Genomic DNA, 25455 nt, shown 5'->3' with positions numbered 1-25455 from the left:
ATGCTACTGTGTTGTTCATGAGTCCGCGACGGTCCGTTGCCGAGGCCCGCCAGACGAGGGCCGACATCCTGGCGGCCGGCGTCCGCCTGGCGTCGGCGGAGGGGCTGGAGGGCCTGACGATCGGCAGGCTGGCGACCGAGCTGGGGATGAGCAAGTCAGGCGTACTGGGCCACTTCGGCTCCAAGGAGGAACTGCAACTGGCGGTGATCGACGCGGCGGCGGAGATCTTCGCCCGCGAGGTCCCGGAGAAGGCCCGCGGCGCCAGGCCGGGCCTGCAGAAGCTGACCGCGATGTGCGCGGCGTGGGTGTCCTACCTGGAACGGCGCGTCTTCCCGGGCGGCTGCTTCTTCATGGCGGCGGCGACGGAGTTCGACGACCGGCCGGGGCGCGTGCGGGACACCATCGTCGGGCTGACGTCGGTGTGGGACCGCGACCTGTACCGCCAGGTACGCACCGCAACGGCCGACGGCGAACTGCCCGCCGACACCGATGCCGATCAGCTGGTGTTCGAGGTGTCGGGCGTGATGCTGGGGTTGAACAACGCGTTGCAGCTGCGGCGCGACACGGGCGCGCCCGCCCGGGCCCGGCGAGCGCTGGGGAGGTTGCTGGGCCAGCCGATCGCCGCTGTGGCGGTGCTGATGGCGCTGGCCTCCGGCCCCCGGTTCCATCGTCGCACGAGACACCGACGTTTTCGCTTCCCTCGGCGGCGGTTGTCCACAGCCTGAGCGGCGGTGCCGGACCGTTGTCCGGACGACCCCGGCGTGGCGGTGGTTGCGGTGTCCTGAAAAGGCGCTTTCAGGACACGGTTCCTTCGGGCTTCGCAGACGGGAGTGGCCGAATTGGGGGAGTCGCGGGCATCGTCCGGGCTGGTTGAGCGCGGTTGCTGCGGAGACAGTGCGCAGGTCCTGAACGCGCCTTCGAGGACACGCCCCCGGGCTTCCGAGACAGGAATGGCCGAATCAGCAGGAGGCCACCGCCGGGGCTGGTTGTGGGCGGTCGTGGTGGAGACGGCGTGTAGGTCTTGAACGCGCCTTTAAGGACACGCTTTCCTCGGGGCTTCCGGGCGGGAGTGGCTGAATTAGCGGGAGTCGTGGGCATCGTCGGGGCTGGTTGAGGGCGGTTGCTGCGGATACAGTGCGCCAGGTCCTGAACGCGCCTTTAAGGACACGCTTTCCTCAGACTTCCGGGCGGGAGTGGCCGCATCAGCCGGAGTCGCGGGCATCGTCCCGGCTGGTTCAAGGCGGTCGCCGCGAAGACAGCGCAGGCCGTGAACGCGCCTTTCAGGACACGCCTTCCCTCGGACTTCCGAGACAGAAATGGCCGAAGCAGCCGGAGACCGCGCACACCACCGCGCCGATTCAGCGCACACACCGGAAACCCCGGGTTGGCCTCCGGCCCCCGGTTTCCAGCCTGCCACAAGGGACCGACATTCCCGGGCCGTTGCGGATCGGTTGTCCACAACCGCCAGCCACCTGGCGAGTTGTCCACAGGCGTGCCCGGCGGGCCCGGGAATGTCGGCCCCCTCCGGTAGCGTGGAAACCGGGGGCCGGAGGCCGAGCCCCGGCACGCGAGGTAGCGTGACCGCGTGGTCAAGCGTGCCCTCGCCGTCCTCCTCGTGGCCGCCCTCGTGGGTGCGTGTGGCCCCGACGCAGGGCCCGACCTGTCCCGCTTCGCGCAGGTCAGCCCGGGAGTGCTGCCAGCAGCCGGTCGATAGACGCGCCCAGGTCCCACTTCTCCTGCAGCTCGCGCACCCGCGCCATGTCGCGTGGCTCGGCGGGCACGCGGTCGTCCCGGTCCTGGACGACCTCCGCGTCCAGTGCCACCCGCACCACGACCGGAGCGGCAGCGACATAGTCCGCCGCGTCGGCCAGCGCTGTCCGGACGCGCAGGGGCACGTCACTGGGCGACGCCGCGGCGGCCGCCAGCAGGCCCTCCAGCGACCCGTACTTGGTCATCAGCCGGGCCGCCGTCTTCTCGCCGATGCCCGCCACACCCGGCAGACCGTCGGAAGGATCACCGCGCAGCAGTGCCATGTCCGCGTACGCGATACCGGTGTTCTCCGGCGGCAGCGCGTACTTCTCCGCCAGTTCCCGCGGGCCGAGGACCTCCGCCTTCGCCCAGCCTCGGCCGACGTACACGACGCTGGCGGGCGTCGGTTCATGACGGATGACTTGGAACAGGTCGCGGTCGCCGGTCACGACCTCGACCGGGTCCGTCCGCTCGCGGTGGACGAGGGTGCCGATGACGTCGTCGGCCTCGTAGCCGTCCGCCTCGGCGACGGCGAAGCCGAACGCGTCCAGCACGTCCAGGATGATCGGCACCTGGGGCGTCAGCGTGTCCGGCACCTCCTCGACGTTGTTCACCGGGTCGGCTACGCGGTGCGTCTTGTACGTCGGCAGCGCCTCGACCCGGAACGCCGGGCGCCAGTCCGCGTCCATGCACGCCACCAGCCGCGACGGGCGGCGGTCGGTCAGGATTCGCGCGATCGTGTCCGTGAACCCGCGCACGGCGTTCACCACCGTGCCGTCCGGCGCGGTCATCGAGTCGGGCAGCGCGTAGTAGGACCGGAAGTACAGGCTCGCCGAGTCCAGCAGTACGAGTGGGCCAGTCACGGGGCCAGCCTGCCATGCCCGCGGCAAGGGGCAGAATCACCTGCGTGCGTGTCGCGATGCTCGGCCCCCTCACCGTGCGGGCCGAAGACGGATCACCGGTGCCGGTCACCGGCGCCCGCCTGCGCACGCTCCTGATCCTCCTCGCGCTCGACGCCGGCCGGGTCGTGTCCACCAGCCGGCTGGTCGACGGCGTCTGGGGCGACGACCCACCCGCCGAGGCCGCGAACGCGTTGCAGGCACTCGTGTCCCGGCTGCGCCGCACCGGCCTCACCGTCGAGTCCCGGCCCACCGGCTACCTGCTGGCGCTCGACCCCGACGACGTCGACGTGCACCGGTTCGAGCGGCTCGCTAGCCAGGGGAACACCACCGACGCGCTCGCGCTGTGGCGCGGCCCCGCCCTCGCCGACGCCGCCACCGCCGAGTTCGCGCAGGCGCCGGTCGCGCGGCTCACCGAACTGCGGCTGGCCGCCCTGGGCGACCGGCTCGAGGCCGACCTCGCCGCGGGCGCCGACCTCGTGCCGGAGCTCGAGTCGCTCGTCGCCGAACACCCGCTGCGGGAACGGTTCGCCGGGCTGCTCATGCGCGCGCTCGCCAAGGCGGGCCGCACCGCGGACGCGCTCGCCGTGTTCGCCCGTGTCCGCGACACGCTCGCCGACCAGCTCGGCGCCGACCCCTCCGCCGAGCTGACCGCGCTGCACGTCGAACTCCTCCGCGCCCCCGCCACGCGCGACGACCGGAAGAAGACGAACCTCCGCGCCGGGCTCACCAGCTTCGTCGGCCGCGACGAGGAGCTGGCGACGGTGACCGCGATGGTCGGCGGCGCGCGGCTCGTCACGCTCACCGGGCCGGGCGGCTCCGGCAAGACCCGGCTCGCCACCGAGGTCGGCCGCGGGCTGGTCGGCAGGCGACCGGACGGGGTGTGGTTCGTCGAGCTGGCCCCCGTCGGCGACGGCGGGGACGTGCCGCAGGCCGTACTCACCGCGCTCGGCCTGCGTGGGCTGCCCCCGGTCGTCGGCGCGGCGGGCCGCGGCAGGCCGGAACCGGTCGACACCCCCATCGACCGGCTCGCCGCCGCGCTGTCCAGCCGGTCGCTGCTGCTCGTCCTGGACAACTGCGAGCACCTGGTCGGCGCCGTCGCGGCGGTCGTGGACCGGCTGCTCGGCGACTGCCCCCGGCTGCACGTCCTCGCCACCAGCCGCGAACCGCTCGGCATCACCGGCGAGACGCTCTGGCCGGTCGCGCCGCTCACCCTGCCGCCGGCCGGCGCCGACCCGGCCGAAGCGCTCGGCTACCCGGCCGTGCGCCTGCTCGCCGAACGGGCCCGCGCGGTCCGGCCCGGGTTCGCCGTCGACGCCACGACCGCGCCGCCGATGGTCCAGGTCTGCCGCGCGCTCGACGGCATGCCGCTCGCGATCGAGCTGGCGGCGGCACGCCTGCGCACCATGTCCCTCGACCAGCTCGCCACCCGCCTCGACGACCGGTTCCGCCTCCTCACCGGCGGCAGCAGGATGGCCCTGCCCCGGCACCAGACGCTGCGCGCGGTCGTCGACTGGAGCTGGGACCTGCTCGACGACGACGAGCGCACGCTGCTGCGCAGGCTGTCGGTGTTCGCGGGCGGTGCCACGCTCGAGGCTGCCGAGCAGGTGTGCGCGGGCCCCGACCTGCCCGCCGACCGGGTGCTCGACCTGCTCACCGCGCTCGTGGACAAGTCACTCGTATTGCTCGCGGGCGACCGGTACCGGCTGCTGGAGACGATCAAGGCCTACGGCCGGGAGCGGCTCGCCGAGGCGGGGGAGTCAGACCGGGTGCGGGACGCGTTCGTCGCGTGGTTCACCCGGCTCGCCGAGACCGCGGAGCCGCACCTGCGCCGCGCCGAGCAGCTCGAGTGGATGCGCGGGCTCGAGGGCGACCACGACAACCTGCACGCCGCGGTCCGCGCGGCCATCTCGTCCGGGTCGGCGGCCATGGCGGCGCGGCTGGTCAACAGCGCGGGCTGGTACTGGTGGCTGTCCGGGAACAAGACCGAGGGCGCCGAGCTGTCCGCGGAGGCCGTGACGATGGCGGGCGACGTGCCGCCGAGGGACCGCGCGCTCTCCCTCGGCCTTGCCGCGTTGCTCGCGATCGACGGCTCCTTCGACCACGAGAGCGCGGCCGCGTGGTTCCGGCAGGCGGTCGAGCTCGCCGAGGTCGAGAAGGCCGACGACCACCCGCTCCTGCGGCTGATCGTGGCGCTCGACGACATGATGGTCAACAACGGCGCGCCGAGCGAGGCGGTGAACCGGCACCTGGCTGAGGTCGTCGAGAACAACGCGGACCCGTGGGCCGCGGGGAGCGCGCTCGCGATCCGCGCGCACACCTACCTCAACGCGGGGCTGCGGCACGAGGACGCCGAGAAGGACTTCCGGGCCGCGCTGGCCGCGTTCCGCTCGGTCGGTGAGCGGTGGGGGATGTCGTTCGCCCTGTGCTCGCTCGCCGACCTGGTCGCGTGGCGTGGTGACTTCGCGACCGCGATCTCCTACTACGAGGAGGCGAACGGGCTGTTCGTCGAGCTGGTCACCAACGAGGACCTGGTCCGCTACCGGCTCAACCTCGCGTCGCTGTACGCGCACCTCGGTCAGCACGACCGCGTGGCGGCGGCGCTCGCGGAGGCCGAACGCGACGCCGAACGGGGCGGTCTGCCGGAGGGGTTCGCGGGAGTGGCGCACGTGCGCGCCGACCTCGCCCGCCTGGCAGGGGATCTCACCGAGGCACGCAGGCAACTGGACCGCGTGCGGGACCTGGTGCGGCAGGCCAGGTCCCGCGCCGGGGTGGCGCCGCAGTTCTACTCGCTCATCGAGGCGTCGTACGGCTACCACGCCACGGCTGTCGGCGACCTGGACACCGCCGCCGCCCACCACGCGCGGGCGATGGAGCTGGCCATCGGCAGCAACGACGCACCGGTCGTCGCGATGGTGCTGGTCGCCGCCGCGGATCTCGCCCTGCACCGCGGGGAGCCGCACCGGGCGGCGGTGCTGCTCGGCGCGAGCGAGGGAGTGCGCGGCGCCAAGGACCTGTCCCAGCTGGACTACGCGCGGGTCGACGCCGCCGTCCGTGCCGCGCTGGCAGAAGACGACTTCGCCGCGGCCTACGCCGAGGGCCGCGCCACGACCATGAAGACCGTGCGCGACCTCGTCGGGGACCCGAGCGCCGTGAACGGGTGACCGGTCACCTGACCCGTCACCCGTTCACCCGTCGTCAGACCCGCTTCCGGAAGGCACGCACCGCGAGCGGCGCGAACACCACCAGCACGCCCGCCGCCCACAGCAGCGCCCCGCTCACCGGGCCCGCCACCGGACCGCTGACCAGCAGACCGCGGATCCCGTCGGCCAGGATCGTCACCGGGTTCACGTCCACCCAGCCCTGCAGCCAGCCCGGCATGGTGTCGGCGGGCACGAACGCGTTGGACACGAACGTCAGCGGGAACATCACCGCGAACCCGAACACCATCACCCGGTCCGGCTCGCTCACCAGCATGCCGACCAGCACCGAGATCCACGAGAACGCGACCGCGAACGCGAGCAGCAGGCCGAACGCGCCGAGCACGCCGAGGAACCCGTTGTCGCCGACCCGGAAGCCCAGGATCGCGCCGAGTCCGAGCAGCAGCGCCATCGCCCACGCCTGCTTCACGGTGTCCGCCACGATCCGCCCGGTGAGCGGCGCCCACCGTGCGATCGGCAGCGCACGCAGCCGGTCGAACACGCCCTTGGTCAGGTCGTTGTTGAGGCCGACGCCGGTGTTCATGGTGCCGAACAAGGCGTTCTGCACGATGATCCCGGGCAGGGCGAAGGTGAGGTAGTCGCCGGTCGACCCGGCGATCGCGCCGCCGAACACGTACGTGAACAGCAGCAGGAACATGATCGGCTGGATGCTGAAGTCGATCAGCTCCATGGGGTTGTGCTTGATCTGCACCAGCGTGCGCCACGACAGCGACGCGCTCTGGCGCAGGCCTTCCGTCGGCCGCACCCTCGGCGGCAGTGCGATGGCGGCGGCGGTCATGCCGGGGTCCTTTCCAGGTCAGGCGTATTGGTGGGTTCGTCGGCGCGGTGCCCGGTGAGGCTCAGGAAGACCTCGTCGAGGCTCGCGTCCCGCAGCGCCAGCTCGGCCACGGTCACGTGCGCGTCGTCGAGCCTGCGGACGACGGCGGGCAGCAGCGCCGGGTCGGCGACCGACGCCGTCACCGTCGTGCCGTCGACCTCGGGCACCTGCCCGGTCAGCTCCCGCACGATCGCCGTCACGACCGGCAGGTGACCGGGCTCCGCCGGCCGCACCACGAGCGGCTGCGCGCCGGTGCGCGACTTCAGCTCGGCCGGCGTGCCGGTGGCGATGACCCGGCCGTGGTCGATGACCGCGATCTCGTCGGCCAGCTGGTCGGCCTCTTCCAGGTACTGCGTGGTGAGCAGCACGGTGACGCCGTCGGCGACGAGGTCGCGCACCATCTGCCACAGGTCCATGCGGCTGCGCGGGTCCAGCCCGGTGGTCGGCTCGTCGAGGAACAGCACGCGCGGCCCGCCGATCAGGCTCGCGGCCAGGTCCAGCCGCCGCCGCATGCCACCGGAGTACGTCTTGGTGGCCCGGCCCGCGGCGTCGCTCAGCGCGAACCGCGCGAGCAGGTCCCGCGCGTTCGCCTTCGCCTCGGCCCGGGACTGGCCGAGCAGCCTGCCGATGAGCAGCAGGTTCTCGAAGCCGGTGAGCATCTCGTCGACCGAGGCGTACTGCCCGGTCAGCCCGACGAGCTGGCGCACCCGGTGCGCGTCGCGGACGACGTCGTGCCCGCACACCTCGGCGTGCCCGGCGTCGGGGGCGAGCAGGGTGGCGAGGATCCGCACGGCGGTGGTCTTGCCCGCGCCGTTCGGGCCCAGGATGCCGAGCACGCTGCCGGTGCGCGCCGCGAGGTCGACGCCCGCGAGCGCCGTCGTCTCGCCGAACCGCTTGGCCAGTCCTTCTGCCAGTACGGCGTTGTCCATGGTGGTCCCCCTCGGGATGAAGGCCGGGGACGTGGTCCGTCCCGCTGTCGTGGACGACGATGCGCGCACCCGCTGATACGGGGCTGAGACCGGCCTGACACGGCGCGCACACCGTGCTGAGGCCGGTTTCCCCGGCCGAGGACTAGGCTTCCGGACATGTCGACCACCGTCTCCGCGATCAACCCCGCGGCGCTGTCGAAGCGGCTCGACCGCGCGGCCGCCGCAGCCGCGAGCGCCGGGGTGGCCGCCCTGCTCATGGCGCCCGGTTCGGACCTGCGGTACCTCCTCGGCGCGGGTGGCAGCTCGTTCGAGCGCCTGACCTGCCTCGTGGTGCCCGCCGACGGCGCACCGACGCTGGTGGTGCCGAAGCTGGAGGCGCCCGGCTACGAGCCGGTTCCCCTCGGCGACCTGGGCGTCCGGGTCGCGACGTGGGTCGACGGCGAGGACCCGTACGGGCTGGTCGCGTCGCTGGTCGGCAACCCGGGGAAGGTCGCGGTCGGCGACGTGATGGTCGCGATGCACGTGCTCGGCCTGCGTGGCGCGCTGCCGGACACCGAGCAGGTGCTGGCCGGGCCGATCGTGCGTGAGCTGCGGATGCGCAAGGACGCCGAGGAGGTCGCCGAGCTGCGCGCCGCGGGCGCCGCGATCGACCGCGTGCACGCCCGCATGGCGGAGTTCCTGCAAGTCGGCCGTACCGAATCCGAGGTCGGCGCGGACATCGCGGCCGCGATCGTCGAGGAGGGCCACGCGGTGGCCGAGTTCGTGATCGTCGGCTCCGGCCCGAACGGGGCGAGCCCGCACCACGGGGTGTCCGACCGGGTGATCGAGGCCGGGGACGTCGTGGTGATCGACATCGGCGGCCCGGTGCCGTCCGGCTACTGCTCGGACAGCACCCGCACCTACGTCATGGGCGAGCCACGCGATACAGACGTACTGAAGACCTACGCGGTGCTGCAGGAGGCGCAGCAGGCGGCGGTCGACGCGGTCCGCCCCGGCATCCCGGCACAGGACGTCGACGCGGCCGCCCGCGACGTGATCGCCGCCGCCGGGTTCGGCGAGTACTTCATCCACCGCACCGGCCACGGCATCGGGCTCGACGTGCACGAGCACCCGTACATCGTGGGCGGCAACGACATGGTCCTCGAGCCGGGCATGGCGTTCTCGGTCGAGCCGGGCATCTACCAGCCGGGCCGGTGGGGCGCGCGGATCGAGGACATCGTCGTGGTCACCGAGGACGGTGTGGAGCCGCTCAACACCCGCCCGCACGACCTCGTGTCGCTGCCCGTCCGATGACCGCGTCCGAGCTGGAGCCGATCGACCAGGCGATCGCGCGCGAGCTGGCCGAGGACGGCCGGTGCAGCTTCACGGACCTGGCGGAGCGGGTCGGGCTGTCCGTCTCCGCCGTGCACCAGCGGGTGCGGCGGCTCGAGCAGCGCGGCGTGATCCGCGGGTACCACGCGCAGCTCAACGCCGAGGTGATCGGCCTGCCGCTGACCGCGTTCATCTCGCTGACGCCGATCGACCCGGCCGCGCCCGACGACTACCCGCACCGGCTCGAGCACATCCGCGAGATCGAGGCGTGCTACTCGGTGGCGGGCGACGAGTCGTACATCCTGCTGGTCCGGGTGGCCTCCCCGGCCGCGCTCGAGGACCTGCTGCGGCAGATCCGCGAGGCCGCCAAGGTCTCCACCCGGACCACGGTCGTGCTCTCGACCCCGTACGAGGGCCGGTCGCCCGCGCTCTGACCGGCGCTGTGGTTACCGGACCGCAACCAGGACATGGTCGTCGCCGAACTGCCACACCGGGCCCGCCTCGGCGAAACCGGCCTGGCGCAACAGGTCCGCGTGCTGCCACACGGTGAGCCCGTTCTCGCCGCTGTGCGCGATCGCCGCGTCGGAACGGGCGTCGATCAGCGGCGCCAGCTCGTCGTCGGCGCGCAGGGCCTGCCACCACGCGGCCCAGTCCTCGTTGTCCTGCGTGCCCGCGCGGCGTGTGCGGGCACGGCGGACGGCGTCGGCGATCCCGTCCAGCGCGGGCAGGCCGAGGCCCATGTTGTCGGCGTTGACGAACACGCCACCGGGCCGCAGGTTCCGCGCGAGGACGCGGTACAGCTGACCCAGATCCGCCGGCGACAGCCAGTGCAGCGCGGTGCTCGACACCGCCGCGTCCCACGGCCCCGGCAGCCCGGTCGCGTCGGTCCAGCCGGGGTCGGCGAGGTTGGCCTCGATCAGGCGCACGCGCGGGTTGGTGTGCGCGCGGCCGAGCCCCAGCAACAGCGGGTCGGCGTCCACACCGACCACCTGCACCCCGGGCAGCGCGTCGGCCAGCCGCCGGGACAGCGAACCCGGGCCGCAGCCGAGGTCCACCACCGCGGCGGGCCCGTCCCCGGCCACCGCCGCGACCACGTCGATGACCACGCGGAACCGCTCCTCGCGGTCGGGGACGTAGCGTTCCTGCTGCGCGTCCCACCGCGCGAGCCACCGGGTCGCCACCGCGCTCCGCACCGTCTGCTGCATGGTTCCTCCGTAACTGGCGTTAAGCTTGACGACAGTGACGCTAACTCGAACAGGAGTAACTGGTCAAGTGGAGTTCGACAGTCACACGAGCGATGTGGTCGGGTATGCGGTGAAGTTGATCAACGACGTCACGCCGGGCGAACGCCACGGCCGCCCGTTCCACCCGCCGGAGGGGGACGCGCTGACCGCGGCGGTCCGCGACGCGGTCCCGCCTTCCCGTACACCTGACTTGCCAACGACCGCGGACGCGGTGGAACTGGCCGCGTGGGCGGGCCGGCTGCGCTTCGTGGTGGAACTCGTCGACAGCGGCGACGTGGACGCGGCGTGCGCCGAGCTGAACACGATCATGCGCGAGGTGAACGCGGTGCCCACGCTGTCGCGGCACGACGGCGAGCCGTGGCACCTGCACTTCCACAGCGCCGACGCGTCCTGGCCGGTGAGCTGGGCGGCGCCCATGGCCACCGGGCTCGCGATCGTGCTGGGCAACCCGGCCATCGACCGGCTCGGGCTCTGCAACGCACCGGCGTGCGACCGGGTGTACGTCGACGTCTCGCGGAACGGCACGCGGCGCTTCTGCTCCACCGCGTGCCAGAACCGCGTGAAGGCGGCGGCCTTCCGCGCGCGGAAGGCCGCCGGGAACTAGCTACGTGCGCAGGAAGTCCGCGAGACCTTTCAGGTCATCCGTGTTGATGTGGTCCACGTCGGCCGCGACCAGCTCGCGCCAGATCGCCGCGCGCTCCGCGCCGGGCACGTCCGGGGTGGCCCAGAACCGGACCCGCTGACCCGCGCGGTGCGCGGTCCGCACGATCTCGCGCAGCTTCGCCTGCTCGGCGGCGGGCATCGGACCGGAACCGGTCCACGTGAACAGCTTCGTCCAGTTGTCCGACACCAGCGGCGTCAGGCGCGCGTCCGAGCCGGGACCCAGATCCGACTGGTCGGCAATACGACCGTCATAGAACGCGACCCGGGTGCCCTGCGCCGCCATGGTCGCGCGCGGCCGGTTGCCGGACACCACCGCGGTCACCGCGCGGGTGCGGACGTGGCCGTAGCGGTAGGTGGTCCACAGGAACGCGTAGCGCGGCTCCCGCAGCAGCGCGTCGAGCGCGGCGTAGGTCGGCTCACCCTCGGTCTTGATGTCGATCAGCAGCTGGAAGTCGCGGAAGCCGCGGTAGACGCCGCCGTGGTTGGCGATCACCCGCTGCCGCAACGGTTCCAGGTACAGGGCGCTCAGCGTGCGCGCCGGGTCGAGGTCCTCGGGGTCGTGCGCGACGAGCAGCTCGCCGCCGACCAGGTAGATGTCGGCCTCCACGCTCGTGAAGCCCGCGTCGAGCGCGTCGAACAGCGGCCGCGCGTGCTCGTAGTCGTTGTGGGCGTGGGCCTGCGCGAGCGGGCGGACCCGCTCGTGCGCGGGTGTCGCGGTCGCCGGCACGGCGCCGGCGACGAGGCCGAGGACGGCCAGCAGGAGGAGCAGGGGACGTCGCACGGGGACAACCTCCATGGTTCTCGGGTGCCGACACCGTAGGCCACAGCGGCGAATCCCGGGTGAACCGGCGATGAGCGTCAGGCATGATCGAGGCCATGGCCGATGAGGGACTGGGGACCGGGGGAGCGGGCGGGCACGCGCCATGACGTTCGACGCCGTCCTCTGCGACCTCGACGGGGTGCTGCGCCACTGGCCCGATACGGCTGACCTGGAACGGGAGCACGGGGTACCGCCCGGCACCCTCGCGGCGGTCGCGTTCGCACCGCACCGGCTCCTGCCCGCGATCACCGGCCGCCGCACCGACGAGGAGTGGCGGGCCGCGGTCGCCGAGGACCTTCGCGCGCACACCCCCACGGCCGCGGAACTCGTCGCCGCGTGGTCGAGCGGCACGGGCAGCGTCGACGAGGAGGTCGCGGCCGTGCTCGCCACCGCGGGCGGTCCGGTCGTCCTGGTCACCAACGCCACCACGCGCCTGGAGTCCGATGTGGACGTGTTGGGACTCGCCCGGCACGTGGCCGGGATCGTGAACAGCGCCCTGCTCGGGGTGGCCAAACCGGACCCCGCGATCTACCTGGCGGCCGCGGAGGAGGCGGGCACCGCACCGGAGCGGTGCCTGTTCGTCGACGACTCCGCCGCGAACGTCGCCGCGGCGGAGGCACTGGGCATGACCGGCCACCACTTCACCGGCGTGGCCGGGCTCCGCGCCGTGTTCGCTAGTCGGGGCTGGTCGCCGCGTGCAGGTTCCCGTCCCGGTCGGGGAGGCACGCCGCCGCCCGGTCCACCGAGGTGAGGAACTCCGACAGGCACTGCGCGAACTGCTTGTGCCCGTTCGCGTTGGGATGGAAGGACTCCTGCAGCGCGTGGGTCGCGCGGTCGTCGTGCCGCAGGTCGTTCCACTCGACGGCGAGGCGGCGGAACCACTCGCGGTCCGGATCGCGTGCCGACGTGCACGCCTCCCGGCCGATCCCGGCACGCGACAGGTCGAGGAACCGCGCGTCCGCGTTCCGCGCCGCCGTCCGCACGCCGGCGGTGAGGACCGGCACCGCGTCCTCCTCCACCCACCGCAGGTCCTCGGACAGGAACGGGCACCCGGACAGGTCCTGCAGGCCGCGGGCGACGTCCGTGCCGACCGGCGCCGCGTACGACTGCACGACCAGCGAGTAGTCGCTCCGCTGGTAGCCGGCGTTGTGCATCACGGTCCTGATGTCCCGCAGCGCCTTCGTCAGCTTGGGGATCATCTTGTCCACGCGCCGCTCCCACCGCGGCCCGACCGACTGGCTGCACGGCTGCCCGCGCCCGGCCCACGCCTGGACGCACGAGTCGAGCACGTGGGAGAACGAGGGGTCGTCGTTGGCGCCGGACGCCACGACGATCGCGGTCACCCGGTTGCGGGCCGCGATCCGCGCGAGCTGCTTGGCCTGGGAGATCTCGGTGTACTGCTCGACGTCACCGAGCGCGACCTGCGCCGACGGGGCGCCGGAGCAGGCCAGGTTGAACGCCTCCTCGACGCCGGGCACGCGCACCTGGAAGATCGAGGCGTTGGCGGAGCGGTGGCACCAGTTGCCCTTCTCCCCGTTCGTCCCCGGCTCGTAGTCGCCCGCGCCCTCGCCGGAGATCGTGCTGTCGCCCATCGCGACGATCACTCTCGGCGCGTCCTGCGGCGGTCCCGGCAAGGGGTGCGGCGCGGGAAACCGGTGGTCACCGGTCATCCCGAACGTGACCACGACGAGGACGAGGAAGAGGACGAGCCATCGCATCGCCACCCAGTCTAGGGAAGGCGGCCGTCCCGTGATCAACGAGACGGGGCGGCCGCCCGCCTGCTAGAGGGGCCTGCGCTCCAGGTCGGGGTTGCGGGCGTCGAGCACCGAGGTCGCCGCCGAACGGGCGGTCACCTGTGCGGACACCCTAGCCCACCGCAGCACGGTCGCCCGCGCCGCGGCCGCGTCCGCCGGGGAGAGGCGCGCGATGTTCGCGCCGTGGTTCGCCCCGGGAGCGGTGTAGGAGTAGGAGTCCTTGTCGCTCGGGTGGAACGGTTCCGCGCCCCACGGGTCATTCGACCCGTAAACGAACAACATCTGGCTCGCCGTCTTGGTGACCCAGTGGTCCACGTCGATCATCGGCCACGGGTCGTGCCGCGACTTCAGGTCGGCGGGCAGGCTGGAGTTCGCCTGGTAGAGCGCCGGGTAGTGCAGCCCGTCCCGCAGGTACCGGAACTTCGGCTGCGGCCAGCCGAGCTGCGTCGCCGCCTGGTAGTAGTACGGCGCGTACGGCAGGATCCCCTCGTCCGCGTAGAACCCGAAGCCCGCGATGCGGTCGATGAACGCGAAGATCTCGTCACTGCTCGCGTCCCGGCCCGGGACGTCGCAGTTCGCCTCGAGGTTGTACTGCCAGAACGCCCACTCGGTGTCGAGCACGGCCATCTCGAACGCCTTGTCCGTCGACCCGAAGACCTGGTCGAAGTGCAGGCCCTGCTCGGCGGCGAGCGCGTCGTACCGGTTCACCATGTCGGTGCGCCGTGACAACGCCTCGTCCTGCAGGGTCTTCAGCGCCGTGCGGCACGCCGGGGTGCTGCCGACCGACTCGAAGAACTCGTCGTACGCGCTGTCCTCGCGGTTGTTCGTGTCGTTCGGCGCGACGTACGCGACGACGCCGTCGACGTCCCTCGGGTAGAAGCGGCGGTGGTAGACCGAGGTCATGCCGCCCTTGCTGGCACCAGTGGACAGCCACTTCGCCGAGTAGATCGTCTTCAGCGCCTGCGTGATCCGGTGGTGGTCGGTCGCCGCCTGCCAGATGTCGAGCTTGGTCCAGTCCGCGGGGTCGGGCCGCGACGGCGAGAAGAACCGCTGCTCGACCGAGATCTGGTTGCCGTCGACGATCTGCGCAGGCTCGCTGCGGAACGCGAACTCCGGCATGTCGTAGCCGGTCGTGTGGAGGATCATCGGGCGGCTCACGTCGCGGTGCAGCAGCTGGAGCCGCTGGTCGAACGCGGGCCCGGACGGCTTCCTGTGGTCGACCGGCTGCCGGTAGGTGAGGAAGAAGAACCGGTAGCCCGCGGCGGGCGGCGGTCGTTCGGAGACGGTCATGCCGGGGATGGCGGCGAGCTGGTCGGCGATGTCGGGGGTGGCCGCCTGGGCAGGCGCGACCGTGCCGATCCCGATCGCGGTCGTGGCGAGCAGCGTCGCCGCCAGCGCCGCGAACGGCTTTCTTCGGTTGTGCACGCGGTTACTCCTCGGGGATGCGCAGGGTCAACCTCGCCGGGATTCTCACCGAGTGCCGGTACCCCGCACAGCCGCCAAAAGGACCGTAGTTGCCGCGCGGTCAGCCCGCGGCCAGTGCGCGTGCCAGCGCGGCGCGGCCCGCGGGCTCCCACGCGGGCTTGCCGCCGGGGAGCCCGAGCCTGCCGTTGCGTCCGATGCTGATCAGGTGCAGGGCGCGCAGGACGGCCCAGCCGCGCGCCCGCGCGACGGTGGCCTCGTCGACGTCGCCGTAGGCGTCGAAGAACCGGCTCGCCGCGCCCGCGGGCAGGAGGAGCCAGGCCGCGGACAGGTCGGTGGCGGGATCGCCCGCGCACAGCTCGCCGAAGTCGACCACGCCGGCGAGCGTGCCGTCCCGCGTGACCACGTTCGCGGGGTGCAGGTCGCCGTGCAGCCACGTGGCGGTCCGTGCCACGCGGGTGCCGCGACCGCCTTCTCCCAGATCTCCCTCGCGGCGCCGGCGTCGTCGGTCAGGACGTGCGAGGCGCTGGTGAACCCGTCCCGCAACGCGGCGCGCGGGACGCCGCGCGTGGGGTTGGCCGGCGCGTCCTCGGGTGCCTGCCGGTGCAGTGCCGTGAGGAAGTCCGCGAGGGCGCGCGCCGCGTCGGCCTCGGTGACCGGAGCCTGGTCCGCGGGCTCGCCGTCGACCCAGCGCACGACCGTCCAGGTGTGCGCGAACAGCGCCGACGGTTCGCCGACGCGCACGGGGCGGGGCGTCGGCAGCGGCAGGCGCTCGGCCAGGGCGGGCAGCCACCGCTGTTCGGTGCGCAGCAGGGTCGGCGCACGCTCGGTGCGCGGCATCCGCACGGCCAGGTCCGTCCCGAGGCGCCACACCTGGTTGTCCCACCCGCCCGCGACGGCCCGGAGCTCGAGGTCCGCGAGGTCCGGGTGCTGTTCCGCCAGCAGCGCCCGCACCAGCTCCTGCTCGAACCCGGCCTCGGCGATCACCGAACGATCATGCCAGGGCGAGGCCGAGCGCGGCCGGATCGCCGGTCAGGCGTACCGGCAACGGTCATCCGGCGACGCCGAGGCGGTCGAGGGCCTGCACGAGGGGCGCCAGCTCCGGCACCTGTCCGGCGTCGTCGAGTGCCGCCGACACCGCCGCGTCGTGGGTCGGGCGTGCCGCCGCCAGCAGGTCGTGCCCGGCGGGCGTCACCTCGGTGTAGATGCCGCGGCGGTCGGTGGGGCACAGGTACCGCTGCAACAGGCCGCGGTCCTCCAGGCGCGTGACGAGCCGGGTGGTCGCGGACTGACTCAGTACGACCGCATTGGACAGCTGGGTCATGCGCATGTGCCAGCCGTCCTGCCTGGCCAGCACGTCGAGCACGCCGTACTCGCTCACCGACAGCTCGTGCTCGCGGCGCAGCGCACGCTCGAGCGCGTCCTCGATCCGGGCGTGCAAGGCCGCGAGCGTGCGCCAACCCTGCGCGCGCGCCTCCGCGGCGTCATCATCGAGTGACAAACGACTCACGCTCCTCGCACTGCAATAACCCGCGTGTGCAACTATTGTCGACGCTGGTATTTGCAGTGTACTGGAGGAACATGAACATCGACCTCACCGGGAAGCGGGCCCTGGTCACGGGCTCCACCTCGGGCATAGGACAGGCCACGGCGGCGACCCTCGCACGGGCCGGTGCGGCCGTGGTCGTCAACGGCCGGCGCGCGGACCGCGTCGACGCCACCGTCGAGGCACTCCGCGCGGAGACCGGGTCGGACCTGGTCACCGGCGTCGCGGCGGACGTGGGCACGGCGGCGGGCGCGGCCGCGCTGGTCGCCGAGGTGCCCGACGTCGACGTGCTGGTCAACAACGCCGGCATCTTCTCCGCGACCCCGGTCTTCGACATCCCGGACGCGGAGTGGCAGCGGTTCTTCGAGGTCAACGTCCTGTCCGGGGTCCGCCTCGCGCGGCACTACCCGCCCAGGATGGCCGAGCGCGGCTGGGGCCGGGTGATCTTCGTGAGCTCCGAGTCGGCCGTGTTCGTCCCGACCGAGATGGTGCACTACGGCATGACGAAGACCGCGCAGATCTCCGTGTCGCGCGGCATGGCGCAGGAGCTGAAGGGCACCGGCGTCACCGTGAACACGGTCATGCCCGGCCCGACGCTCACGCCCGGCGTCGAGGAGTTCGTCCGCGACCGCATCGGCGCCGACGTGCCGTTCGAGGAGGCCGAGCGCCGCTTCATGGCCGAGGAGCGGCCGACGTCGCTGCTCGGGCGCCTCATCCGGCCGCAGGAGATCGCCAACATGATCACCTACGTGGCCTCCGACCTCGCGTCGTCGACCACCGGCGCCGCGCTGCGCGCCGACGGCGGCGTCGCGCCCACGATCATCCCCTGACGAGGAGAGACATGGCAGTCCCCAACATCACCCTGAACAACGGCGTCGAGATGCCCCAGCTGGGCTTCGGCGTGTTCCAGGTGCCGGACGACGAGACCGAGGCGGCCGTGACCGCCGCGCTCGACGCCGGGTACCGCAGCATCGACACCGCGAAGATCTACGGCAACGAGGAGGGCGTCGCCGCGGCGCTCGCCAAGTCAGGCGTACCGCGAGACGAGCTGTTCGTCACCACCAAGCTGTGGAACAGCGACCAGGGCTACGACTCGGCGCTGCGCGCGTTCGACGCGTCCCTGTCCCGGCTCGGCCTCGAGTACCTGGACCTGTACCTGATCCACTGGCCGACGCCCCAGCGCGACAAGTACGTCGAGACGTGGCGCGCGTTCGAGAAGCTGCTGGCCGACGGCCGCGTCCGCGCCATCGGGGTCTCGAACTTCCAGCCCGGCCACCTGCGGCGGCTGGTGGACGAGACGGGCACCGTGCCGGCCGTGAACCAGGTCGAGCTGCACCCGTACCTCACCAACGAGGCGGTGCGGGCGGCGGACGCCGAGCACGGCATCGCGACCGAGGCGTGGAGCCCGCTCGCCAAGGGCGGCGACCTCCTGGCCGAGGACGTGGTCACCTCGCTCGCGAAGAAATACGACCGTACCGCCGCGCAGGTCGTGCTCCGCTGGCACCTGCAGCTCGGCAACGTCGTGATCCCGAAGTCGGTCACCCCGTCGCGGATCGCGGAGAACATCGACGTCTTCGGCTTCGAACTGGCCGACGACGACGTCGCCGCGCTGTCCGGTCTGGACCGCGGCCTGCGCACCGGCCCGGACCCCGACCGGTTCAACTGACGGGTTCTTACCACGGGTGATGCGCCCGGCGTCGCCCCTGCGCACGCCGGGCGCACCCCGTCAGGCCTCCGAGCCGGCCGAGTTCTCGTAGTCGCGCCACCACTTCTGGCCGCTCTCCGGCAGGGTGGAGATCGGGTCGTAGTACGGGTAGCGGCGGGACAGGGCGTCGGGGTCGGTGCGTTCGATGCCCGTGCGGTAGTTCTTCGTCCAGTACGAGACCCCGCGCTCGCGGTCGTACTCCGCGAGCTGGTGCACCCAGCGCTTCCCGACGTAGGGCACGTCGCAGATGATGCGCGGCGTCGCGTAGCCGGGAAGGTACCCCATGATCGCGTGCTGGAGCGCCTGGGCCTCCCACACGGCGACCCGCCAGTGCTCGGCGTTCGGGATCATGTCGCACATGTAGAAGTAGTACGGCAGGATGTTCGCCTCGCCCTGCAGCGCGAAGCACAGGTCCAGCAGGTCGTCCGGGGTCGCGTTGACGCCCCGCATCAGCACGCCCTGGTTGCGGACGTCACGCACACCCACGTCGAGCGCGGTGCGCGCCGCCTCCGCGACCAGCGGGGTCACCGACTGCACGTGGTTCACGTGCGTGTGTATCGCCAGGTTGACGCCGCGCCGGTGCGCGGTGCGCCCGACCCGCTCCAGACCCTCGACGACCTTCGGCTGCAGCCAGTGCTGCGGCATCCCGGCCAGCGCCTTGGTGGCGAGCCGGATGTCCCGCACCGTCTCGATGTCCAGCAGCCGCATGAGGAACGACTCGAGCTGGTGCCACGGCACGTTCGCCACGTCGCCACCCGAGACCACGACGTCGCGCACGCCGGGCGTCTTCTTCAGGTAGTCGATCATCTGGTCCTGGCGGTCGACCGGCTTGAGCGCCAGCTTGTGCTTGTCCACCGACGGGGTCGAGTTGCCGACCAGGTCCATCCGCGTGCAGTGCCCGCAGTACTGCGGGCACGTCGACAGCAGCTCCGCCAGCACCTTGGTCGGATAGCGGTGGGTCAACCCCTCGACGACCCACATCTCCGCCTCGTGCAGGGAGTCGCGCGACGAGTGCGGGTGGTTCGGCCACACCGGGTCGCGGTCGCTCGCGACCGGCATCATGTACCGGCGCACCGGGTCCGCGAGGAAGGCCTTGGTGATGTCGTCCCCGGTCGCTGTCGGCGCCATCGTGTTCAGCATCTGCGGCGGGAGCAGCATCGACATGGTGGCGAGCCGCTCCTGGTCCGCCGCCAGGTCCTCGTAGAAGGACTCCGACAGCAGGTCGCCCATCACAGCGCGCAGCTGCTTGATGTTCTTCACGCAGTGCACGCGCTGCCACTGCGCGTCCCGCCACTGCGCCTCGGTGACGTGCCGCCACCCCGGGAACCGGCGCCAGTCAGGCTCGACCAGCTCTCGTCTGACGTACTCGTACGGTTGCCGCCCGGTCTCCGCCACTGCGTCGGAGACCGTCGTGGCGGCGGTGACCGCGTCGTGCACTGCCGTCATCCGTCCTCCTGGTCGCTAGGTTGACGTAAAGATATGCTGCCAGAACGTAGTACAGACGCAAATCCTACGGAAGGAGGTCGTGCGTGTCGTCTCCATACGGTCTGCACCGCGTGGTCGAACCCGCCGGTGTGCTGCCGCAGCAAGCGTGGCGACTGTCGACCGAGCCTGGCTCGTGGCCGGATGAAGTTCTGGTGGACGTCGAGCGCCTGAACCTGGACGCGGCCTCCTACCGTCAGCTACGGGAGGAGCACGGGTCACCGGAGGCGGTGCGCGCCGCGGTGGCGGCGATCATCGAGCAGCGCGGGAAGATGCACAACCCCGTGACCGGTTCCGGCGGGATGCTGCTCGGCACCGTCCGCGAGGTCGGTCCCGAGTCCCCGCTCGGTCTCAAGTCAGGTGACCGGATCGCCACACTTGTGTCGCTGACGCTCACGCCGCTGCGGATCGACGACGGCCTCGCCGACTGGTCGGGGGAGAGCGAGCAGGTGCCGTGCCGGGGCACGGCGGTCCTGTTCGGCCGCTCGATCGCCGCGGTGCTGCCGCCGGACCTGCCGGACGAGCTGTCCCTGTCCGTGCTGGACGTGTGCGGTGCGCCCGCGCTGACCGACCGCGTGGTGCGTGAGGCCGGTTCCGGGTCATCCGTATTGGTTCTGGGTGGCGGCGGGAAGTCCGGCAGCCTGTCCCTGGCGGCGGCCCGGCGGGCCGGTGCCGGACGGCTGGTCGCGCTCGTGCCCACCCAGGCCGAGGCCGACGCCGTGCGCGCGGCCGGGCTCGCCGACGAGATCGTGGTCGCGGACGCGCGGAACCCGGTCGCGGTGGCCGAGGCGGTCGGCGACCAGGTCGACGTGACGATCGTGTGCGTCGACGTGCCGGGCTGTGAGCACGGTGCGGTCCTGGCGACCGCCGACGGCGGCACGATCGTGTTCTTCTCCATGGCCACGTCGTTCTCGGCCGCCGCGCTCGGCGCCGAGGGCCTGGCCGCGGACGTGCGCATGCTCATCGGCAACGGCTACGTGCCGGGGCACGCGCGGTTCGCCCTCGACCTGTTCCGCGAAACGCCAGGCGTGCGCGAGCTGTTCGAGGCCCGGGAACGGCACACTGCTTCGACATGACGACCCTGTACACGAACGCGCGGCTCGCCGGCGGGGCGACCGCGCTGGCCGTCGACGCTGGTCAGGTGACCTGGCTCGGGACGGACTACCCGGGCCCGGTCGCCGGCACGGTCGACCTGGGCGGTGCGTTCGTCACGCCCGCGTTCGTGGACGCACACGTGCACGCCACGTCGGCGGGCCTGCTCCGCACCGGCCTGGACCTGACCGGCACCGAGTCGCTGCCGGACCTGCTCGACGCGGTCCGCGATCGTGCCGATACCGGTGTACTGCTGTGGGGGCACGGCTGGGACGAGACCCGCTGGCCGGAGAACCGCCCGCCCACCCGTGCCGAGCTGGACGCGGTGGCGGGTGGGGCGGCGGTCTACCTGTCCCGGGTCGACGTGCACTCGGCGCTCGTGTCCACCGCGCTCGTCGACCGCGCACCCGCCGCGCGGACGGCGGCGGGCTGGTCGGCCGACGGCCCGCTCGCCCAGGAGGCGCACCACCACGTGCGCCGCGCCGCCATGGCCGCGATCACCCCCGCGCAGCGGGAGGAGGCGCAGCTGGCGTTCCTCCGGCACGCCGCGGCGATGGGCATCGCCTGCGTGCACGAGTGCGCGGGCCCGGACATCTCGGGCGCCGACGACCTCGCCGAGCTGCTTGCCAGGTCAGGTGACCTGCCAGAGGTGGTCGGCTACTGGGGCGCGTTCGGCGAGCCGGTGCCGGGGGTGCGGGGACAGGCCGGCGACCTCTTCGTCGACGGCGCGTTCGGCTCCCGCACCGCGGCTCTGCGCGCCCCGTACACCGACGCCCCGCACACCAGCGGCGCCCGCTACCTGGACGCGCAGCGGATCGCCGACCACGTGGTCGCGTGCACGGAAGCCGGCCGCCAGGCCGGGTTCCACGTCATCGGGGACGCGGCGGTGGCTGAGGTGGTGGCCGGGTTCCAGCTCGCCGAGAAGGTCGTGGGGGAGAAGGCGCTCCGCGCGGCCGGGCACCGGCTCGAGCACCTGGAGATGGTCACCGGCGAGCAGATCGACGAGCTGGCGCGGCTCGGCGTGATCGCGTCGGTGCAGCCGCTGTTCGACGCGTACTGGGGCGGGCCGGACGGCATGTACGCGCAGCGCCTCGGCGACCGCGCGGCGGCGCTGAACCCGTTCGCGGCGCTCGCCGCCCGCGGCGTCACGCTGGCGTTCGGGTCGGACGCCCCGGTCACCGCGGTCGACCCGTGGGCCACCGTCCGCGCGGCCGTCGAGCACCGGACCCCGGGCTCGGGGCTCACGTGGGAGCAGGCCTTCGCCGCCCACACCGAGGGCGGCTGGCGCGCGGCGGGCACGACCGGCGGCCGCCTCGAGGCCGGCGCCCCGGCCACGTTCGCGGTGTGGGACGGCGATCCCCGCACGTCCCCGCGCTGTCTGCGGACCGTCCTCAACGGGACAACGATCCACCGCGTCGCGGGAGCGAAGGAGCGTGCGCCGTCCGGACCGGGGAGCGCGCGCCGGCGCGCCGGCGCCGAGCACGCGACGAGGGAAGACGGCGTCCTGGCGAACGAGCGGAGCGACAATTGAAGGGGAGCGCGCTGATGCCTCTGCTGGACCTGGATCCCGACGTCGTCACGACCGCGCGGCAACTGGCCGCGCGGGCCGCGGAACCGGTCGTGCGTATTGCCAAGGCGCACACCACGGTCGCCGTCGAGCGGGCGACCCTGCGCCTCGCGGGCATCACCGGCGCGGACTCCACCCACCGGGCGGGCGACGTGCCGTGGGTGAACCGCGTCGTCGACACCGTCCGCGAGCACTGCGGCCTCGAGCACGGCGTGGTGCTGCCCGCCTTTCACGCCCTGCGCGAGCACGACCTCGGGTCGCTCACCGAGCTCGCCGAGGCCACCGCCGCCGGGCAGATCCAGTACCGGGTCCCGGAGGGGCGCGACGCCGAGCGCGCCGCGAAGGCAGGCCGGGTCGCGATCGCCAAGGGAATCCGTACGGTTGACCGGAATCGCGTCCAGCGCGACCGGCTGGTCACGAAGTACGGCAACCCGCCGCAGCGGCCGTGGATCTACCTGATCGTCGCGACCGGCGACATCGACGAGGACGTCGTGCAGGCCGCCAACGCGGCCCGCGCGGGCGCGGACATCATCGCGGTCATCCGCTCGACCGGGCAGTCCCTGCTGGACTACGTGCCGGAAGGCGCCACGCACCACGGCTTCGCGGGCACCTACGCCACGCAGGAGAACTTCCGGATCATGCGCGCCGCCATGGACGAGGTGTCCAAGGAGGTCGGCCGCTACATCCGCGTCACCAACTACGCGTCGGGCCTGTGCATGCCGGAAATCGCCGTGCTCGGCGGCCTGCAGCGGCTCGACATGATGCTCAACGACTCGATGTACGGGATTCTGTTCCGCGACATCAACCCGATCCGCACGTTCGTCGACCAGCGGTTCTCCCGCCAGGTCCACGCCCGCGCCGGGATCATCATCAACACCGGCGAGGACAACTACCTCACCACCGCCGACGCGGTCGACGCCGCGCACACGGTCACCGTGTCGCAGCTGCTCAACGAGCACTTCGCGCACGAGGCGGGCCTGCCCGACGAGCTGCTCGGCCTCGGGCACGCCTTCGAGATCAACCCGGCGGTGCCGGACTCGTTCCGCCTGGAACTGGCGCACGCGCTGCTGGCCCGCGAGCTGTTCCCGGACGCGCCGCTCAAGTGGATGCCGCCCACCAAGCACATGACGGGCGACGTGTTCGGCGGCTACCTGCTCGACGGGTTCTTCAACCTGGCCGGTGTCTTGAGCGGGCAGTCGATCCTGCTGGTGGGCATGATGACCGAGGCCGTGGTGACGCCGTTCCTGTCCGACCGCGACCTCGCGCTGCGCAACGTCCGGTACGTCCTCAACGCGGCCGCCGGGCTGCGCGAGGACTTCCGCCCGGCGCCCGACGGCTTCATCGTCAAGCGCGCCCACCAGGTGCTCGGCGAGGCCGTGGACCTGCTGGAGCGGATCGTCGACGACGGGCTGCTGAACGCCATCGCCGACGGCACGTTCGGCCTCATGAAACGCCCGCCGGACAAGGGGAAGGGCGCCGACGGCGTGGTCGAGAAGGCCGACGGCTACCGCAACCCCGCCGCTGACCTGCTCGAGTCGGGGGAGACGAAATGAGCTCGATACGCCCGTATGGCGACACCACCGGCGACGGCATGGTGCAGACGTCGTTCACGCTGCCCATGCCGCCCGGCCCGAAGGCCGAGGGCGCGGCCATGCAGCTCGCGAACAAGATGGGCATCGACCCGGCGATGGTCGTGCACTCGCACGGCATCGGCGGCGAGTTCACGTTCTTCGTGGTCTACGGGTCGGTGCGCCACCTCGTGGACCTCGACGCGATCACCGTGGTCGAGCGCGAGTACCCGCTGCTCTCGCCGTCCGAGGTGAACGGCGAGGTCAGGAAGTTGTTGCGGCGCAAGTTGGTCGTGGTCGGCGGCTGCATCGGCACCGACGCGCACACGGTCGGCATCGACGCGATCCTCAACATCAAGGGCTTCGCGGGCGAGAAGGGCCTCGAGTACTACCGCGAGCTGCGCGTGATCAACCTCGGCGCCCAGGTCACCGTGCCGGAGCTGGTGAAACGCGCCCGCGCGGAGAAGGCCGACGCGGTGCTCGTCTCGCAGGTCGTGACCCAGCGCGACGCGCACATCCTCAACACCCAGGAGATGTCCGCGGCGTTCCGCGAGGCCATGGGCGACCGGCGCCCGGTGCTGATCGCGGGCGGTCCCCGGTTCGACCCGATGATGGCCGAACAGCTCGGCGTGGACCGGGTCTTCGGCCGCGGCACCACGCCCGGCGAGGTGGCGAGCTACCTCGTGCACGCGATGAAGGAGAACAGGAAGGTGGCTGCGTGAGCCTCGAAGTCGGTTTTTCCGTGACGCACCGGCGTTATGTCCCCTATGCGCACGCGCACTACGGCGGCAACCTGGTCGACGGCGCCTACGGGCTGGCGATGTTCGGGGACGTGGCGACCGACCTCGCCATCCACACCGACGGCGACGAGAGCCTGCTCGCCGGGTACTCGAACGTCGAGTTCCTCGCGCCGATCCAGGCCGGTGACGTGGTCGAGGTGACCGCCACGGTCACCCGGGTCGGCAACCGCTCCCGCGACCTCTCGTTCGAGGCACGCGTCCTCTGCCGCGCGGCACCCGAGCGCGGTCCGTCCGCCGCCGACGTCCTCGACCCGCCGGTGGTGGCGACGAAGGCGACCGCGACGATCGTGGTGCCGCCGAAATAGGCAGGCGGTTCGCGGGTCGGCTGACTTACCGTCGGGCATGGAAACCATACGGCTGACCGGCGACGACTGGCGGCTGCTGCGCGACGTCCGCCTCGCCGCGCTCGCCGACGCCCCCTACGCGTACGGGTCGTCCCTCGCGATCGAGGAGGCGTTCGGCGAGGCGGAGTGGCGCCGCCGCATCCACCCGGGCGCGCTGTGGACGGTCGTGCGCCATGAGGACGAGACGGTCGGCCTCGTGGGCGCGTACGTCCCGGACGACACGCCCATGCTCGTGGCCATGTGGGTGCGGCCCGGCGCGCGGGGGCTCGGGGCCGGCGACGCGCTGATCACCGACGTGTTGCGGTGGGCGGGGGAAAACCGCTGGTCCCGGGTCGTGCTCCGGGTCGCGGACGGCAACGACGCGGCCCGGAAGCTGTTCCTCAGGCATGGATTCGAGCCGACCGGGGTAAGTGCTCCGCTGGAGAGCGACCCCAGGGTCCGCACGGAACTGCTGGCCCGTGCGATATAACGTCCACATCACGGAACCGGGTCTTGCTCCGAATGGAGCACGCTGCTAGTAAC

At 72.4% G+C, this 25455-nt stretch carries 23 protein-coding genes and 1 pseudogene; 14 read left to right on the top strand and 10 right to left on the bottom strand.

The genetic code is table 11. The features are described 5' to 3' along the window. Positions 1-17: 17 nt before the first annotated feature. Positions 18-725 (top strand): TetR/AcrR family transcriptional regulator, encoded by a 708-nt coding sequence (locus ACYQ77_RS13395; RefSeq protein ID WP_459710888.1) that lies wholly within the window; start codon positions 18-20, stop codon positions 723-725. Between the two features lie 954 nt (positions 726-1679). On the opposite strand, the gene ACYQ77_RS13390 is transcribed toward ACYQ77_RS13395, so the two are convergent. Continuing rightward, the gene (locus tag ACYQ77_RS13390) at positions 1680-2612 is read right to left on the bottom strand and encodes a 5'-3' exonuclease (protein ID WP_459710886.1); all 933 of its coding nucleotides are present in this window, start codon (positions 2610-2612) and stop codon (positions 1680-1682) included. Between the two features lie 44 nt (positions 2613-2656). Here ACYQ77_RS13390 and ACYQ77_RS13385 point away from each other — a divergent pair, with 44 nt between their 5' ends. Further along, positions 2657-5812 (top strand): BTAD domain-containing putative transcriptional regulator, encoded by a 3156-nt coding sequence (locus ACYQ77_RS13385; protein WP_459710883.1) that lies wholly within the window; start codon positions 2657-2659, stop codon positions 5810-5812. Between the two features lie 34 nt (positions 5813-5846). Here the strand turns inward: ACYQ77_RS13385 and ACYQ77_RS13380 are convergent, their stop codons facing one another. Further along, positions 5847-6647: an ABC transporter permease gene (locus tag ACYQ77_RS13380; protein WP_459710881.1), complete on the bottom strand. Its 801-nt coding sequence runs from the start codon at positions 6645-6647 to the stop codon at positions 5847-5849. Further along, complete coding sequence (locus tag ACYQ77_RS13375) at positions 6644-7615, bottom strand: ATP-binding cassette domain-containing protein (RefSeq protein WP_459710879.1); 972 nt, start codon at positions 7613-7615, stop codon at positions 6644-6646. The genes ACYQ77_RS13380 and ACYQ77_RS13375 overlap by 4 nt, the downstream gene beginning before the upstream one ends. Before the next feature lie 156 nt (positions 7616-7771). On the opposite strand from ACYQ77_RS13375, the gene ACYQ77_RS13370 reads away from it, so the two are divergent. Together ACYQ77_RS13370 and ACYQ77_RS13365 are read left to right on the top strand one after the other, a co-directional pair. Then, the gene (locus tag ACYQ77_RS13370; RefSeq protein WP_459710877.1) at positions 7772-8908 is read left to right on the top strand and encodes a M24 family metallopeptidase; all 1137 of its coding nucleotides are present in this window, start codon (positions 7772-7774) and stop codon (positions 8906-8908) included. Continuing rightward, positions 8905-9360 (top strand): Lrp/AsnC family transcriptional regulator, encoded by a 456-nt coding sequence (locus tag ACYQ77_RS13365; protein ID WP_459710875.1) that lies wholly within the window; start codon positions 8905-8907, stop codon positions 9358-9360. Before ACYQ77_RS13370 ends, ACYQ77_RS13365 begins: the two co-directional genes overlap by 4 nt. Before the next feature lie 12 nt (positions 9361-9372). Here the strand turns inward: ACYQ77_RS13365 and ACYQ77_RS13360 are convergent, their stop codons facing one another. Further along, on the bottom strand, positions 9373-10131 hold the full coding sequence (locus ACYQ77_RS13360; RefSeq protein ID WP_459710873.1) for a class I SAM-dependent methyltransferase: 759 nt from the start codon (positions 10129-10131) through the stop codon (positions 9373-9375). 67 nt (positions 10132-10198) lie between these two features. On the opposite strand from ACYQ77_RS13360, the gene ACYQ77_RS13355 reads away from it, so the two are divergent. Further along, a complete protein-coding gene (locus ACYQ77_RS13355) occupies positions 10199-10774 on the top strand; it encodes a CGNR zinc finger domain-containing protein (protein WP_459710872.1) in 576 nt (191 codons plus the stop codon). Here ACYQ77_RS13355 and ACYQ77_RS13350 read toward each other — a convergent pair whose 3' ends face one another. After that, entirely contained in the window at positions 10775-11614 is an 840-nt protein-coding gene (locus tag ACYQ77_RS13350) for a phosphatidylinositol-specific phospholipase C/glycerophosphodiester phosphodiesterase family protein (protein ID WP_459710870.1), read from the bottom strand. A gap of 142 nt (positions 11615-11756) precedes the next feature. Between ACYQ77_RS13350 and ACYQ77_RS13345 the strand changes: the two genes are divergently transcribed. Next, positions 11757-12404: an HAD-IA family hydrolase gene (locus ACYQ77_RS13345; RefSeq protein ID WP_459710868.1), complete on the top strand. Its 648-nt coding sequence runs from the start codon at positions 11757-11759 to the stop codon at positions 12402-12404. Here ACYQ77_RS13345 and ACYQ77_RS13340 read toward each other — a convergent pair. The 4 genes and pseudogenes from ACYQ77_RS13340 to ACYQ77_RS13325 form a co-directional block, all read right to left on the bottom strand. Beyond that, the gene (locus ACYQ77_RS13340; protein WP_459710866.1) at positions 12328-13371 is read right to left on the bottom strand and encodes a GDSL-type esterase/lipase family protein; all 1044 of its coding nucleotides are present in this window, start codon (positions 13369-13371) and stop codon (positions 12328-12330) included. The genes ACYQ77_RS13345 and ACYQ77_RS13340 overlap by 77 nt on opposite strands. A 63-nt stretch (positions 13372-13434) precedes the next feature. Beyond that, complete coding sequence (locus ACYQ77_RS13335) at positions 13435-14832, bottom strand: S28 family serine protease (protein WP_459710864.1); 1398 nt, start codon at positions 14830-14832, stop codon at positions 13435-13437. 100 nt (positions 14833-14932) lie between these two features. Beyond that, a pseudogene (locus tag ACYQ77_RS13330) lies at positions 14933-15675 on the bottom strand (phosphotransferase). A 205-nt stretch (positions 15676-15880) separates the two neighbouring features. Beyond that, entirely contained in the window at positions 15881-16330 is a 450-nt protein-coding gene (locus ACYQ77_RS13325) for a MarR family winged helix-turn-helix transcriptional regulator (RefSeq protein ID WP_459710862.1), read from the bottom strand. Between the two features lie 80 nt (positions 16331-16410). Here ACYQ77_RS13325 and ACYQ77_RS13320 point away from each other — a divergent pair, with 80 nt between their 5' ends. Both ACYQ77_RS13320 and ACYQ77_RS13315 read left to right on the top strand, forming a co-directional pair. Beyond that, positions 16411-17205, top strand: a complete 795-nt coding sequence (locus tag ACYQ77_RS13320) for an SDR family NAD(P)-dependent oxidoreductase (RefSeq protein ID WP_459710860.1) — start codon at positions 16411-16413, stop codon at positions 17203-17205. 11 nt (positions 17206-17216) lie between these two features. Further along, positions 17217-18041, top strand: coding sequence for an aldo/keto reductase (locus tag ACYQ77_RS13315; RefSeq protein ID WP_459710858.1), 825 nt, complete (start codon positions 17217-17219; stop codon positions 18039-18041). 60 nt (positions 18042-18101) lie between these two features. On the opposite strand, the gene ACYQ77_RS13310 is transcribed toward ACYQ77_RS13315, so the two are convergent. After that, entirely contained in the window at positions 18102-19526 is a 1425-nt protein-coding gene (locus ACYQ77_RS13310; RefSeq protein WP_459710856.1) for a KamA family radical SAM protein, read from the bottom strand. A gap of 83 nt (positions 19527-19609) precedes the next feature. On the opposite strand from ACYQ77_RS13310, the gene kdd reads away from it, so the two are divergent. From kdd to ACYQ77_RS13280, 6 genes are read left to right on the top strand one after another with little or no spacing between them, the layout of a single operon-like run. Continuing rightward, entirely contained in the window at positions 19610-20638 is a 1029-nt protein-coding gene (kdd, locus tag ACYQ77_RS13305) for an L-erythro-3,5-diaminohexanoate dehydrogenase (protein ID WP_459710854.1), read from the top strand. Next, positions 20635-22185, top strand: coding sequence for an amidohydrolase (locus ACYQ77_RS13300; RefSeq protein ID WP_459710852.1), 1551 nt, complete (start codon positions 20635-20637; stop codon positions 22183-22185). Before kdd ends, ACYQ77_RS13300 begins: the two co-directional genes overlap by 4 nt. 14 nt (positions 22186-22199) lie before the next feature. Further along, positions 22200-23774, top strand: a complete 1575-nt coding sequence (gene kamD / locus ACYQ77_RS13295) for a lysine 5,6-aminomutase subunit alpha (protein WP_459710850.1) — start codon at positions 22200-22202, stop codon at positions 23772-23774. Further along, positions 23771-24511, top strand: a complete 741-nt coding sequence (gene kamE, locus ACYQ77_RS13290) for a lysine 5,6-aminomutase subunit beta (protein ID WP_459710848.1) — start codon at positions 23771-23773, stop codon at positions 24509-24511. The genes kamD and kamE overlap by 4 nt, the downstream gene beginning before the upstream one ends. Continuing rightward, on the top strand, positions 24508-24894 hold the full coding sequence (gene kal, locus ACYQ77_RS13285; protein ID WP_459710846.1) for a 3-aminobutyryl-CoA ammonia lyase: 387 nt from the start codon (positions 24508-24510) through the stop codon (positions 24892-24894). The genes kamE and kal overlap by 4 nt, the downstream gene beginning before the upstream one ends. A 37-nt stretch (positions 24895-24931) precedes the next feature. Then, positions 24932-25402, top strand: a complete 471-nt coding sequence (locus ACYQ77_RS13280) for a GNAT family N-acetyltransferase (RefSeq protein WP_459710844.1) — start codon at positions 24932-24934, stop codon at positions 25400-25402. The last annotated feature ends 53 nt before the right edge of the window (positions 25403-25455 follow it).

The organism is Actinophytocola sp. KF-1 (assembly GCF_054661535.1).
This window is presented reverse-complemented; position numbering and strand designations above follow the sequence as displayed.